Source organism: Providencia sp. PROV150 (assembly GCF_028481025.1).
In the GTDB taxonomy this organism is placed as follows: Bacteria; Pseudomonadota; Gammaproteobacteria; order Enterobacterales; family Enterobacteriaceae; genus Providencia; species Providencia hangzhouensis.
This window is the reverse complement of sequence record NZ_JAMPPJ010000005.1, coordinates 102,164-116,953: the sequence shown is the minus strand read 5'-3', so window position 1 is coordinate 116,953 and position 14,790 is coordinate 102,164. Positions and strand designations below refer to the sequence as shown.

General features: G+C 37.6%; 16 protein-coding genes. 9 read left to right on the top strand and 7 right to left on the bottom strand.

All coding sequences use genetic code 11. The annotated features are described in order from the left end of the window. The first annotated feature begins 4 nt into the window (after positions 1-4). The 7 genes from PSE83_RS05635 to PSE83_RS05600 all read left to right on the top strand — a co-directional run bounded on the left by PSE83_RS05635 (position 5) and on the right by PSE83_RS05600 (position 6,148). Positions 5-1,330, top strand: coding sequence for a WYL domain-containing protein (locus PSE83_RS05635; protein WP_239982553.1), 1,326 nt, complete (start codon positions 5-7; stop codon positions 1,328-1,330). 109 nt (positions 1,331-1,439) lie between these two features. Then, positions 1,440-2,069, top strand: a complete 630-nt coding sequence (locus tag PSE83_RS05630) for a hypothetical protein (RefSeq protein ID WP_004265044.1) — start codon at positions 1,440-1,442, stop codon at positions 2,067-2,069. A 169-nt stretch (positions 2,070-2,238) separates the two neighbouring features. After that, entirely contained in the window at positions 2,239-2,616 is a 378-nt protein-coding gene (locus PSE83_RS05625) for a hypothetical protein (RefSeq protein ID WP_239982552.1), read from the top strand. 101 nt (positions 2,617-2,717) lie between these two features. Continuing rightward, positions 2,718-2,930: a hypothetical protein gene (locus tag PSE83_RS05620; RefSeq protein WP_004265048.1), complete on the top strand. Its 213-nt coding sequence runs from the start codon at positions 2,718-2,720 to the stop codon at positions 2,928-2,930. Between the two features lie 573 nt (positions 2,931-3,503). Beyond that, positions 3,504-3,929: an antirestriction protein gene (locus tag PSE83_RS05610; RefSeq protein WP_036959035.1), complete on the top strand. Its 426-nt coding sequence runs from the start codon at positions 3,504-3,506 to the stop codon at positions 3,927-3,929. Between the two features lie 13 nt (positions 3,930-3,942). After that, entirely contained in the window at positions 3,943-4,779 is an 837-nt protein-coding gene (locus tag PSE83_RS05605) for a DUF932 domain-containing protein (RefSeq protein WP_272660712.1), read from the top strand. Between the two features lie 661 nt (positions 4,780-5,440). After that, the gene (locus PSE83_RS05600) at positions 5,441-6,148 is read left to right on the top strand and encodes a hypothetical protein (protein ID WP_272660711.1); all 708 of its coding nucleotides are present in this window, start codon (positions 5,441-5,443) and stop codon (positions 6,146-6,148) included. A 912-nt stretch (positions 6,149-7,060) separates the two neighbouring features. Here PSE83_RS05600 and PSE83_RS05595 read toward each other — a convergent pair. Both PSE83_RS05595 and PSE83_RS05590 read right to left on the bottom strand, forming a co-directional pair. Beyond that, positions 7,061-7,714, bottom strand: coding sequence for an RES family NAD+ phosphorylase (locus PSE83_RS05595; protein WP_232062771.1), 654 nt, complete (start codon positions 7,712-7,714; stop codon positions 7,061-7,063). Positions 7,715-8,054: 340 nt separating this feature from the next. After that, on the bottom strand, positions 8,055-8,570 hold the full coding sequence (locus tag PSE83_RS05590) for a lipocalin family protein (RefSeq protein WP_004261469.1): 516 nt from the start codon (positions 8,568-8,570) through the stop codon (positions 8,055-8,057). A gap of 400 nt (positions 8,571-8,970) precedes the next feature. On the opposite strand from PSE83_RS05590, the gene PSE83_RS05585 reads away from it, so the two are divergent. After that, complete coding sequence (locus PSE83_RS05585) at positions 8,971-9,102, top strand: entericidin A/B family lipoprotein (protein WP_004261473.1); 132 nt, start codon at positions 8,971-8,973, stop codon at positions 9,100-9,102. 325 nt (positions 9,103-9,427) lie between these two features. Here PSE83_RS05585 and gss read toward each other — a convergent pair whose 3' ends face one another. The 3 genes from gss to PSE83_RS05570 form a co-directional block, all read right to left on the bottom strand. After that, complete coding sequence (gss, locus tag PSE83_RS05580; RefSeq protein WP_272660710.1) at positions 9,428-11,338, bottom strand: bifunctional glutathionylspermidine amidase/synthase; 1,911 nt, start codon at positions 11,336-11,338, stop codon at positions 9,428-9,430. An 830-nt stretch (positions 11,339-12,168) separates the two neighbouring features. After that, a complete protein-coding gene (locus PSE83_RS05575; protein ID WP_272660709.1) occupies positions 12,169-12,618 on the bottom strand; it encodes a lysis protein in 450 nt (149 codons plus the stop codon). 52 nt (positions 12,619-12,670) lie between these two features. Beyond that, positions 12,671-12,811 (bottom strand): hypothetical protein, encoded by a 141-nt coding sequence (locus PSE83_RS05570; RefSeq protein ID WP_198633739.1) that lies wholly within the window; start codon positions 12,809-12,811, stop codon positions 12,671-12,673. Positions 12,812-12,954: 143 nt separating this feature from the next. Here PSE83_RS05570 and PSE83_RS05565 point away from each other — a divergent pair, with 143 nt between their 5' ends. Continuing rightward, positions 12,955-13,161 (top strand): hypothetical protein, encoded by a 207-nt coding sequence (locus PSE83_RS05565; RefSeq protein ID WP_004261484.1) that lies wholly within the window; start codon positions 12,955-12,957, stop codon positions 13,159-13,161. An 80-nt stretch (positions 13,162-13,241) separates the two neighbouring features. Here PSE83_RS05565 and PSE83_RS05560 read toward each other — a convergent pair whose 3' ends face one another. Continuing rightward, the gene (locus PSE83_RS05560; protein ID WP_004261489.1) at positions 13,242-13,634 is read right to left on the bottom strand and encodes a YgiW/YdeI family stress tolerance OB fold protein; all 393 of its coding nucleotides are present in this window, start codon (positions 13,632-13,634) and stop codon (positions 13,242-13,244) included. A gap of 261 nt (positions 13,635-13,895) precedes the next feature. Continuing rightward, positions 13,896-14,417 carry a YagU family protein gene (locus PSE83_RS05555; protein ID WP_004261490.1) on the bottom strand — a complete coding sequence of 174 codons (522 nt, stop codon included), beginning with the start codon at positions 14,415-14,417 and terminating at the stop codon, positions 13,896-13,898. Positions 14,418-14,790 lie beyond the last annotated feature (373 nt).

The following is a 14,790-nucleotide window of genomic DNA, read 5'->3' as shown; positions in this document are numbered from 1 at the left end:
AGCAATGGCTGTTTACCGCCACGCTCCTGATTTACATCTACTGGGCCAATGTAGCAATGAAGAACTGCAATCGCTGGCTTTCATTCTTACCACAGCCCCCCGTGACGGTGATACCCATAGGGCTGAGAGCTTGACCAGCACCATTGAGTACCATTTACTAAAAGCTGAACATCGGTGTTATTGGCAACAGATAGCTGCTGAGATTCAGTGCTATGGCGTGAATACCTTGATGAGTTTGGCCCTTCTGCGGCAAGAAGTGGCTTACAGGGAAATCCTTGAAGATGAATACGACAAGCTCGAGGTGAACTACAACGTAAAAAATTCCACCGAAGCCATTGAACTCACTCTGTTAATGAAGCTACCAGAGAAGAACTTGGATCAGATGACCCAAGAAGAACTGGCTGCCTTTTCCCGCAATATGCAACCTGATCTGACCAACCCAACACCTCAGCTTATCATCATGGTAGTACAGACAGCATTACGAACCTCTTTTTTCAGCATAAATGATTTTCAACATTTCTGGCTCGGCTTACCGAATCACCATACTGGTCTACATTATCGTGACCTCACTCTATCAGTGACATATTTCCCGTTAATCCACTTTTTGCCGACCGCTGGCTGGTCCGGCTATTTTCTGCAGGGAGCACTTATCATGCCTAAACAGGAACACCGCTATGACCGGTTAGCCATACGTCTTGCTATACTTGTCAGCCGCCTCTTTATGGGGGAATCACTCAACATTAGTCTACTGGCACAAGAGTTTGGCGTTTCTGGCCGCACGGTGCAGCGCGACCTGCGTGAGCGTCTACGTTATCTCGACACTGAATATATCGACGGTCACGTTAGTCTCCGTGATGCACGAGGACCTTTCCGAACCAATAGTGATATTCTGCGCTTTGCCCAGATAACCAGCGTGGCACATTATTTTCCGGTTCTGGATCCTAAACTGCTTTCAGTACTACTCGATAACCGTCAGGACTCACCTTGTATTATCTGGAATGATCCGCCACGGCAGGCTCCTGAATTATTTGGTGGTTTTCAGGTCATTGTTCAGGCCATCATCCGTAACCGTCTTATACGTTTTCTGCATCGGAAACATCTTCAGTCATCAATCGCACCTTACAGACTCATCTGCCACGACGGAGAGTGGTATCTGGCGGCGGTATCAAAGGATCGTATTCAGGTTTTTACCCTCTCTGCAATTACCGATGTGGTGATGACCACCAGCAATTTTGCACGGAACAGGCATATTGATCGTATCCTGCAGGATCCGAGATTTATGCGTGCTCTTCCTCATTTTGATTACATCAGCGGGATTATTCATAAATAAATTCATTGTTACTCTGCAGGTATATTCAAAATCTTTTAAAAAAGAAGAAATGAAATATCTGCTCACCCTGCCCCTCAAAAATCAATTTATTCTGATCAAGGATTATTAAATGAAAATGTTTAAATCAGCGATATTTCTTCTCGTTGTCTCTACCCTAACGGGATGTGGAGATAATTTTTCGTGTGAAAACGAAGAGGTACTAAAATCAGTTAACGAGGTTATTGTCAGTAACGCTGTAAATAAAGTCGACTTCAGAACATTCCGCCCATACGGTCAGTCTGGTTTAACGAGTCATGCGGTGAAGATAACTTGGGATAACCCTATCGCTATTGATAGCAATCCGAATGTTAAATCGTTAACTTGCAAAGTGCATCTCACAGCCATGCTATCCGATGATGAAAATAACAATTTAAAACAGCGGATTGATGACATTAACCAAAGGGCGATGAAAGAACCCAGCTACGAGAGTAATAAAAGTTTTATCGCAAATGTGAATAAAACCGCTATTAGTATGGCAAAAACTAGGCAAGTCACGGGTACGGTAGAATATACTCTCTATCAGTCAAAGGGACAGGTGGTGACTGAAGTCAGTAATACGCCAGAGGTGAGCCGAGTCATTAATCATATTGGAGATAATTTATTACGCCCTATAGCAAGAGTGTATGCAGCTCAGCGGGGAGAGTTATCATTAAATAATTTTTATTCTATCGATATTCTGTCTATGTTTCGCGCACGATAAATCAGGGGTAAGGCTCTGAATATAAATACTGTCATTAACTATTTAAATTATCGGTAATAATTAAGGAGAGAGCATGAAAATATTATCATCTCTTGCACTCACAGCTACGCTGCTGAGTGCTGTCCCCACCGCTTATGCCGTACCCAACATCTGGGGTTCCGGCTACGGCATGGGTGTATTTGAGTATATCATCACTGATTCACAGGACACTGAGTTAAATATCAGCTGTACCAGTAATCCCGATGATACTCAGGTGTTACAACACAGTGTACTGGTCACATTGCCGGATGGAAGAATACTGAGTTCACATGACGAAAATACCCAGATCACGCTGGTTACCGGCGATGAACAGTATGGCGTTCCCCCGTCTTTAGGCTGGCGTAATGGGGATAATGCATGGATATCATTCATTGATGCTGTTAGAAAAGCAACATCGTTTGAAGTCTGGATTAACAACAAAAAAGTAGCCCGTTTCACCCCCTCCGCCAGCAATATTCATAAGGTACTCGCTGATATGTCAGTCTGTACAACCCTCACTGCGGATTAGTATCAACGCCTCACAACATCCGTTTTGTCTGAAACGGATGTGCTCACATCCCCCCTACGTTTTTTATTGCAGGCTACTACTGGTAGCTCTAAGGTTTCACTATGTCCTTTTTGAAAATGCTTATCACTGCTTTAGGCAAGGTTCTTAACGGGTACGGAGCCCGTCAGGCACAACAGTTTATTGAAATTCACTTTCGCCAAGCTGGCTATGATGACGATTATATCAATATAGCCAGAGAAGCGGTTACGGTGTTTTTCACCGAGTTGATAACGGCGTTGATGACTCGTATTCTGCGGATCCTTGACAGGATCTGATGCCGTTGAGGCTTTTACAACAGACGACCTGAATCACTGCTCCTTCCTGTCCCCTGAAAGTCATTGAAGCCACTGATGTGGTTCTCGGGATATTTGACCGAGATAAGGAGTACCACCAGCCATCCCTAAACAAGTTACTAACTTGATATAAAAATACAAACAGTGATTACCACATTTAAGCTACATCATCCTGTGATAGTCGTGTCTGCGATAGAAGACTATAACCTACTGAATTCACAGGCCAACTCATACAGATATTACCCGCAGAAGTCTGTAGTGGCATCGCTAGGCAACTACACTCAACTTATAGAACCATCTCTGTAGAAATCCTTTTACTTAATGATTTTGAACAACTTATCAGTGATATCATCAATACCATAGTCGATATCATTCCATTTCCCCCACTGATAAAACATACGATCAGTACTGTCAAAAATAGCATCGTATCCATTGCTAAATCCCTGTGGAGCTTTTTCTTTTAGCTTCTTAAATTAACAAAGCATTGATGACATCAAGCGCCAGTCCTTAACGGGACTGGCGCTTTTTTATTTCTTTTTAATGGAGTCTCAACTTATGAATCATTCAACCGAATCCGCTATCACAATGGAATTAGTCCCTGATGAACAACGCCTTGATTTTTGGCTCAACCATTTTGGTGGTGTGAAAGGCTGGACCACCTTTGAAGTAGTGATCTTCACCACGATGGGCCAATTCTGTGATGAGTATCATGGCGGTTACTGGGAGTATGGCGTGCTCAGTAATGGGGGAGCCTTTATCTACCCTGATATCAACGCAGACATCTTAACCCTATTCAACATGCATAATGGCAATGAAGCCACCGTGAGCCAAGAGGCGGCAGGCATTGCAGTGTGTCTAATCCTGTACAGCATCTGGTCATTCCAAACAGAAAGTGAAGTGATGTGTGACCGCTTTTATCAGCTACGTGACTACGCTTCACAACATTCCGAATCCGCTGCCATTTTCCACTTAATTGATTAATCAGGAGCCTATCATGAGTTTATTAGCTTCGCGCTTTGGTTCTGCTAATAGTATCCGTCGTGACCGTCCACTTACCATCGAAGAATTATTTCGTACTGTACCGAGTGTTTTCTCTGAAGAAAAACATGAGTCCAGAAGTGAGCGATACACTTATATTCCAACCATTACCTTACTCGATAGCCTTCAAAAAGAAGGCTTTTATCCATTCTTTGCTTGTCAGACTCGTGTACGCGATGACAGCCGTCGAGAGCATACCAAACATATGCTACGTCTACGTCGTCATGACCAAATCACGGGTATACAAGTCCCTGAAATTATTCTGCTTAATAGCCATGATGGCTCAAGCAGCTATCAGATGTTGCCGGGACTCTTTAGAGCCGTGTGCTCTAACGGTTTGGTGTGCGGTGATGTATTGGGTGAAGTGCGTGTACCACACAAAGGTGATGTTGTTGGCAAGGTAATTGAAGGAGCTTATGAAGTACTGGAAACGTTTGATTCTGTTACTGAAAAGCGTGAACAAATGCAATCTCTCATGTTACCGCCACCAGCACAGCAAGCCTTGGCACAAGCGGCTTTGACGTATCGCTTTGGGGAAGAGCATCAACCTATTACCGAGGAACAGGTTTTACAGCCTCGTCGCAGGGAGGATAAAAAAGATGATCTTTGGACGATATATCAACGCTTGCAGGAGAATTTAATCAAGGGAGGATTATCAGGTAGGAACGCTAAAGGTAAGCGAGCTCGCACTCGTTCAGTGAATGGTATTGATGGGGATATTAAATTAAATAAGGCACTGTGGGTGATGACTGAAAAGATGCACGAGCATTTTTCTGGAAGGGAAAGGGTATAGAAATAACAGCACATTGTTTTTAAATAATGTGCTTTCTATCTATTTTAGTACAGCCTTATTTTTTTAATGAGTGAAATATATTATCGTTTTTATACTATCCAAAATAGACGTGAATAGGTTTTTTAAAGCATAATTCTATAATACTATTGAGCAAATTTTTTTCCGTCATGATGTGAATTTTATAAAATACCATTTTCTCCTTGTCTTGAATCCGACTGCTATAAATCCCCCAACTCAATTAACTATGATTTTATAGATAATCAATTCAATCTCATACTCACCGAAAGTTACTACACTCGTTCAAATTAAAACAATCACATTGCTTACTTGATTTATTTCAATATGGATAGCCTAATTGATTAGATATGCTTTCATAGAATAAATTGTATAAAACCGGAGAAAAGGTTAACAAAGATAACATTTTGAAATTTAAATGATATGCACCTAACTAAAATTATGCAATAATGCAGTTTTATACTGGAGAATAGAGATTGCCCTCTCGTCTCCACCATATCAAGAATTAGCATGACATACGAATATACAACTGTACTGTCTTGCAGAAATGTCATCATAATTTTGATTAAGGTGAAACTTTGAGTATAAGAAAAAAATCATCTAACTCCGGTGTCGACGCTTTACTTGGCTTTGAGTTTCAACGTAATTGTGCGTTGTATTAGAAAAGAGTATTGATAACTTTACTTTCTCACAATGGATAGAAGCCAAAGCTAATATTGCACTATACAAAAAAATTCAGCAAGATATTATCTCATCCGAATTAAAGCTAGAAGATATAAAAACCTCACTGGCTTCTATGGTTACTGAACAAGAAACATTAATAGAGCGCTCAAAAAAAGAAAAATTATTCAATGAAATTTTTACCAATTATTCAAAACAATTATCCCTTAAACCACTAAATGACCCTAGATACTTAAATTTATATAAAATTAACTCATTTCCTCGCCAAGGCGTTGAACTACACAAAACTGTCATGGCATATCATTTTGCTCTAAATGCAATGATAGCAAAAGCAGATACCGCACATCGTCTCCCATTTTTACTTGATGCAATTCTCAAAGAAGATATTGATGATACAAACCTAGAAAACATTTTATCATTCGTGGGGAAAAACCTACCTACCGATACTCAATCATTTGTATCTATGTCTGAACATTTAAAGGACACTGAAGAAGAAGAAGAACGAAAAGCCATTGATAAAGTACAGATTCAAGGGATAATAAATTCATTCTTCCCGAATAATACAAAACTCTTTTACATTGGTAGAGGTAAAATTGAACGTGGATTTCTTTCACAACCTCTGGATGACTATCAAGAAATTTATGAAGAAACAATTAATCTTACATTTATCTAATCTGTCACATTCTAATAATGTAAATGCATAATAGTTAATAGATGTATAAAGGAGGCTTGAACTAAAAATTCAAGTCTCTAGCAAAATCATCCAACCAAAACATTACTAATGTTAAATTTTTAGGTGGGATTAATTCAACAAAATTTATATAGTGCATAGATTATTGTTTCATTTTTTGGTAAAAATGGTACGTTTCTTAAGTAAGAAACCCTAATCGTTCTCTTACATTTTAATCTCAATCAAAATATTTTTAGGCACCTTATTAGGCACTTTTGAAAAGTTGAATTGAACATTAGCACTATAAAATCATTTAGTTAAGCGACGAATTCAGACTCCGACAGCCTAATTAATTGATTTATAACGAGTTTCAAACCATTTCATGTTGAAATTGTGCTGTAGGATGTACTGCATGACGACATTAAAGCTCTCCCACTACCTCTACTATCGAACCAATACATGATAGTTTCGTAAAACCATCCCGACCATTAGCCTTAATCTTCAATAGCCAATATAATCACTGGCAAGCCCTATATTCAGGAACCACGGAAACGGTCAAGGAATACATTGTCTTTTTCCAGCAGCAACTTAGGTTATTAGTCAACGCATGGCGGCAGCGTGAAATAGATGATTTTCATCTGAATATTGATAAGAGAATTGATGAACTCAGACGGGGGCTTACAAACTATTTCACCTCAATCATTAATGGAATTACCAATAGCTTGCAACTACTCAATAAATATCAATTCAGCTCCCTCACGGGAGTTGAATTCAAAGTAAACATCAATAACTATTTATTATTCAATTTTCTTAAAAGAATTAGGCTTTTTTTACCATCACACTAAATTAATTATCCTTTGCTGAAATATATAATAGTTTTCATGTTAAGCCTTGCAAACATAAAGACATGATTCATTAGGTAGAAGTCTTATACCATGCATTATTTACCTGTTCGGCAATAATATTTATCGTTTTTACCTGATAGGGAGCACAACTAACTACATCGACCGAATCTAAATCAAATATTGCGATGTTATAGCCCTCATCTCCGAAATGGCTTTTATATGCTATTGCATCATACCCAGCACTGCGAAAAAGCTCAGCCAGTATTTGAGTCGGTGCGTAATTAGCCTTATCATCCGACCGCGTAACTGGCGTTGAAAATGCGTTATCAATATCAGTCCAAACAGCTTTCTCTTTCTGTTGTGCTGTAAGCTCTTTTCCACCGAGTATATAACTAAAAATAGGCCCAGAAAGTGAGGGCTTACCATGACCAAGCGAAAGATCGAGTACCCTCAATGGAGATAAAAGTTTGCATGTTGCTAAAGATACATTAGCACCGCCCCAAGGCCGCACTTCAGAAATCGCAGTCCTTACTGTTGTACCTACATATAGCACTGGAATGCCTGAGGGATTTGCACGCCCTTCTTTGGCTCTATCAACCAAAGGCTTCATACGAGAAGCTCTAAAACCTAACATATCCTCTTCGATCCAGTTGCCATCATTATCGGTCCTATCACAAATATCTATACCAAGCTGAGCCCTATAAAAAATGCTCCCCTCTTTCAACTCACGATCTCGTCCCTTGATTGTAGCTAGAACAGTATCAAGGAATACATTCTGCTCTTTACTTAAGATGTAACGGCTAGTCTTGCGAACATAGTCTGCGAATTGTGAATAACTGTCCTAACAAGCAAACTCAGACTGATGAATTAAATTCTTCTTACTAACAGCCATATACGAACCCGCTAAACAAAATTTCTGTTTGTAAATTTCTCAGTCTAATGCATATTATTGATTCTGTTAAATCCCCTATCTATTCAATTGATGTGAAACACAAATAACCGACTCATTTAACATTAATAGCTTCAGTAACCAACACTGTAAAGCTAATCACAAGGAATAAATACTATTGGAATATCAATATTCTTTGCCTATCAAAACCATGGTTACTTGCAAAACTAAGGTATTCATTTAATAACTCTGGTGGCATAGTTGGAGTACGTGATAGCACCCATAGATAATCTTTATTAGGTCCAACAACTAATGAATATTGATAGTTATCATCTAGCTTAATAATATTATAGCCGCCGTAAAAGGGCCCAAAGAATGAAACCTTTAAAGCCCCAGTATCCGAGGATTCAACAAAGTAAGCTTTCCCTATACTCTCTTTCCATTTTTTGCTTTCAGAATTCCATCCTCTATTCACTACTTTTACACCTCCGTCATCACGAAGAGAATAGTTAGCAGAGACTTTACTTAATCCTTTTTCAAATCGATTATCTATTCTCGCTACTTCATGCCATTCGCCAAGGTAACGTGATAAATCAAACTTCTCAACAGGTGATATATCTTTTGGCACTTTAACGCTACATCCGTTAAGTAGAAGCATACTTAAAAACATAAAAATTGACTTCACTCGCATGGTAACTCCGTTGAATATTTCTCGATGAGATACTATCCTACAAAAAATTTGTGACGTTACCTAACCAATTAGGTAAGGCTATTGATGATAATAACAAAAGAAAACCAAATAATAAGTATTGAAAAACATAAAGCATACGGATAAATAGCTCTTTTAATATCATAGAGTATACCCTTTATTGCTAATGTAGATTGATCGCCCAAAATAAGTACTAACACTTAAAATATAGCAGCTCATTTTCATTTGTCAGGTATCACTAACTACGGCAATTACACATAAAAATGAGGGTTTAACCCCAATCTTACTGCTGTATACAGCTAGAAATAGTCATCGAATTGTTCTGCTATAATTAAAAATGATCTTTTGAAACTTATAACTTCAAACTTTAAAGGAAGACAATATGTTAAAAAAAATCAGTTTCCTCATCTGCTCATTAGTTGTTGCTTTCACATTAACTGCCTGTAATACCACTAAAGGTGTTGGTGAAGATATAGAAGCAGGAGGAGAAGCAATACAAAGAGCAGCCCAGTAAACATTAATGCTCTTATTTCAAATGCTAGAGGGTATATTTATTTTGAATCCTCTAGTATTTCCTTATTCATTTAACGAGACTCCAATTTGTATTTTCTTTTCCGTATTTGCTTACACTTTATTCATGTAAAACATTTATAAATATGTCTATGCTGATAGTGTGTTCTAAACTATTGTATCAGTTTATTTTGCCTAGATATTTGGGGCTTTTCTTTGCTTTTCAATTTTTTTATAAATAAAGGCCATCAGCTATTAACTGAAGGCCTAAGAAACTACAAAAAATCAGATTTTAATAATGCCACTTTCAAAATATAACTATATTAATTTTAAAATACACTTTCTAACATAATGGTTTTTTCCAAAAAATCATTATCATCAAGTATCCATAATGGCTCCATATTACTATCTTTTTTGATAACTAATGATGGGTCTGAACGTAAACATGCTCCACCATAGTGACCTCCGACAGTAAATGTGCAGACTTGAATAAAACGCCCTGCAACGTTTGGCAAGCACCATAATTGTTGGTAAATATTTTCCTGTTTATCGAATTGGCCAGAAGTCTCATCTAAAATCGTGTCGCACTCACCTATCAAACCGATATTGTCACCACAGCGGCCTGCTATTGGCTTTATTGCATAACCACTCGAGCGTAACTCGTCACTGATATCAAAACTTGTATTCAAAAGATAGGGATGATAGGGAAATAACGACCAAAGAATAGGTAATATCGCTTTATTACTTGGAATGACTGTCCATAAAGGCTCAAAGACACGAATCTCAGGCTTTAATAATACATCAACTAGTCTGACGTCATTATATTCTGAGTGTCCGGTACGAATTTGTAGCGCTGAATGCTCATAGTCTTTCTCACATTCCTGCCGAATTTGCTCAAGAGCAGTTTCCCACGCCCATGTTTTCCAAACACACTCTAATATACGGCCATCACTATCAACGACTTGACCTGTTTCATTCCAAAATAATTCGTCTAAACCATGAATAATTTTATAATCGAATCCCGCTTCAGTAATTGCATGCGCCATGTATTGCGAATGATAATCTTCTTCACTATCTACATCCTGCATAATATGAATAAACGGTTTAGCTGAAGAATGTTCCCATGTACTAGAAAGTAATTCAGTTAAGTAACCACTTGGGTTTTTGCCATCTTTCAGCTGCCCTACTTTTGCCCACTTATCAATAATTACCCCTGCCTCTGTATGACAAGAAGCTGAATCCGCATTATATTCATAGACTTTTAACCCTCGCTCATCCAAACAAAAGTCTAATCTTCCTGTGATCATATCATGACGCCGATTCTTCCAGGATAAACGTATGCGAGGCCAAAGAATTTCTGGAATATTAAAAAGTTTCAATAAGTTATCACTCTTTAATACTTTTTCTGTCGCATGCAGATACATAAGATGAACTTCATTGGTTGCTTGTATCAGTTTATTTTCAGCGGTACTAGATATTGTAAAATATTCATGAAGAGCGCTATTTAGCGCGCGACCTTGTCTAGCTTGAATATATTTATTTTCTATGGGATTTGAGCTATTCAACCATTCGTTATTATAGTCAATCTTATTATCTATTTTAGCAGCATGAATCTTTAGCAACTCAGGATTAGTATACGCCCCTGAATAAGCATGCTCATCACTATCTGTTTGTATCATCCATCCCAAAATTTTAGTGTCTGGGAAAGTATCTGATAGTGTATATCTTCCTTTATCTCTTTTCAGAGACAATTCTCTTGTCCACTGCTGGCCTATGGGCAATTTATGGTGAATGACATTTTGCTCAGCGATACGTACTTTATCATCATAAACCTTGGTGATAATTGCTATATGGCCTGTTTTATTAAACTCACCCCCCTCATCCCAAATTAACAATGACCCCGCGGCAGGCTTAACAGGACTCCCATTAACAAAAGCTTTTAACGGTAAAATGTCATCATCAACTACGTGTCGTAGAAAGCGCAGAGAAAATACTTCATAGGCCATACCAACATCACTAAAAACAGTACCGTAATTGAGGTATAAAAAACGGCGAGCAAACTCAACGCATTGCCATTTATAGCCCATATATTCATTGCCAATATAACTTCGAAAAGAAATATCTTTTTTATTTTCCACATTAGGCAATGAATCATAATCTGATGAGTATATTGCTACGCCTCCTGGAGCATATCCGAGTAAAGTTCCAAAAGGTTCGTATTCACTACTTAATAACCCCATGTTATAGCTCCATCTTAATAATAAATACATGCTAGCCATAACTATCAGTGTACGCCTATAAAATATGAAAAATCCATTTTTTTGATATAAGAAACTTATCAATAGTTAGTTAAATAAAAGCAACCTGTTAGCACAAAAAAGCTCCCAAGAGAGATCGCCATTTATAGCAACAGTTCCGATGCTCCCTTCTGTGGGTTCTTAGTGTTTTAAATATGTCTGCTATATACCGGGTGAAAAGTGGTTTGATTACTATCTTTACAAAACAATGAGTTCTTTTATTTTCACTTTCAAAAAATGACCTATTTAGCGGTATAACTATTTACAAGAGTTACCCTCAGTTAAATAGACCATCCCTTTTAAGCCCCAATCTAGGGGCTATTTTTTTGCCTTTAAAAAGCCTCTGTTTTCTTAAAAGCTCGCTGTTGTTGTCTTACACAGCCATCAATTTAAAATATTTGGAAATACTTTTGCGTATTTTGAAATACCAACTATATTTAAGGCGATATTTAATTGTATAAAGCAACATATTTAGCCCAACGCTGTGTGGGCTTTTTTTATCCATACAATTTCTGGTACTATAACTTTTAAGGCTCTCACCATTACAGAATCAAGATAAAATCACGTTTTCAAAATATGAACCTTATACACAACCTCCCGATCACAACCATACTTATCGTTACCTCCCTATTTCTTTGCGTTGTATTTATTCTTATTAGTGATAACTATCAAGCAGACGTGACAACTCTATTCTTTAAAGCTTTTATATATCTACTTGCAACTATCTCCTTCTTAAACTTACTTTTTTTAATTAGAACTTTCATTGGCTGGAACTAATGTAAGCACTCCGTTCTAATGTAATCTTGCAAATACAAAGTTTGTTTTTCGTTCTCAACTATCATTTTTCTGAGACGCCAATAATCTTGTTCAGCTGCTTCACTAAGTCGTGCGGAGCTTTCATTGCCTCCGCTTTCGAAGGTATTCGATTCGGGTTTTGGACATTTGGCGTTGACGTACACGCGCTTAGTACCATTACTAACATCATTGCGAAGCTTATCAATTTCAGCTTTTGCATTTGAGAGATCCATTGTGTGAGTTTTGTCGAGTTCGTGAAGTGAGTTAATACGTTTTTGGTAATCCTCATTAATTTTGACCTGCTCTGTCAACTCAACGAGTAGTCCGGCATTTTTGGTATTTAACTCACCTATCCTCTCGTGTTGTTTCCACATTCCCCATATGGCCACCCACGCAGCGATATATAACAATGCACTGACTGTATTCATGGTATCCACTATATAGATAATTAAAAGTTAACTTGCCGACTTTTGTAGTGTTCTATAACTTTCTGGCGCGTTTTTCTAAACTGGCTTTATCAATACCGCATGTATTGTCAGTGAGTCTGTTGGCGCCAAATACAATCATTGATACCGCGAGTAACATAAAGCAAATTACTACCACTATAAGTTTCCATGACATATAGCCGCCTCCGCTTCTCTGCGATTACCTCATCGTTATAGAAGATAAAGAAGCCGTACTGACCAGCTTTATTGATTACTTTGCACTTCACGCTTAACCTTTGATAGCATCAAGAATAGCCCCTTAAAAACAGGATAGACAGTATGCATAAAAACAAAGCTATATTAGTATGTTTTGTTATCGCTTTAGTAACAGCTTGTTCATCAAACACTAAACCCCAAACTAAGTCAGATACTTGCGAGATAAAAATGGATACTCCCGAAGGTAACTTGCCTGGGAAAATAGAGCAGTCCAGTGGAAATAGTCCCGAATGTAAAGCGATTGAAAGAGCTATAGATAAAGCTATCTAACATATGAATTAGACAGAAGCTAGTAAGCGAGTTTTCATTGCAGAAAAGCCCCAATCATGGGGCTCATTAAAAATTTACAGCTATTTATTGATAATGGTTACTCGCTTTACATCAACTTCTAATGAAGCCCACTCTTTATCAATTTCACCATCTAAACGAACTTTTGTTTCAGGTGTCACAACCTGTCCACGCCAGCGCCTATCATCAATATCTACAGCAATTGAGCCAGTACTATCTTTAAATTCGTAAAGCTCTTTACCAATCTGTTTAACAATATGACCTTCAAGTGAAACCCATGCATCATCAGGAAGCTCTTTCGCTTGAACGACAGTTGTTACTGCTTGAGCTGTTGCAACAAACCCACCTTTTGGACCAACAGAACCATCATTCGAAACAAATCCACCAGCATGGTTATTAGCTAATACGCCAAATGAAGCTGCTGATAATACGAGCGCAATAACTGTCTTATTCATAATAATTCCTTTTGTCTGTTAATTTTTTATAGTTTATCAATTAAACCTTAACAGAATCTTAAGGCAAATAATTAACACTTTAGATCGGTTATTGCACATAGCAGCACATGTAACTCTGACCAATCGTGACAGAAAATCTTATGTTTATTTTAACTATAAAAAAGACCGCCTAGGCGATCTTTTATGAATAACTGATATAGCTCAGATGAAAAGTTTAACCTGACCATAAGTTTATTAAAGATTAAGAGTGAACATCACTCTCTACTCAGCGTCTTTTTCTTTAGTTAAACAATAACGCAAGTTTTGCCTAATAGCTTCAATAGACCAAATCCAAAAAGCAGTTCCAACAAACTCAGATATTAGTGCTTGATAACCAGCAGTCCAAAGCCAGCCAGACAATCCTAATAATGGTACAACTAAGCCATGAGCAAAAACAGAAACACCGATACCAAAACATATACCGTGTAATAATTTCACCTTAGGTAAGTATTCAGCGATAACACAATATATAACTGCAATAACTATCGAAAATAATATATGAACACCATTCCCGCCCCAATTAATACTATATCCCATCCAATGATAAGTCATAGTATCTATATTTAGCCCAAGCTTTTCTAACAAGACAATGGGAGGTGGGGTTGTTTCTAGCGTTCTCGGAGGAATCAAACCTTCAAAGCCAGATTTAACTAAAGCGGAAAATATACCCGCAATAATACCAACATATATTGCTATACAAATATGCCTAGAGCTTTTCTTTGTCAATTTAAATAGATCAATCATTATACATACACGCCTTATGAATAGATATTATGAATATAGTAGAGAAAAGGGCAATTGTTTATTATTAGTATAATTATTATTTTTAATGTATTGGGATGCTTGAAGCATAGTAACAAAAGATGGCTCATTAAATATAAATAAAAAATCAACGACAATAAAAAATTCAATCGATACCCCTGCTCAGATCCCTGAGTAATTGTCATAGGGTTTAGCCAGTCAGCCTTGACATGCACCAGAATGAAAAAGTAACTCCCAACTTTGCGTGTGGATTTCAAGAACGGCAGACCTACCACTTGAAATTACTTTATCGTTATAGAGAAAAATTGAAGATATATTTTTATTATTTCAATAATCCGACACATGATAGCCATCA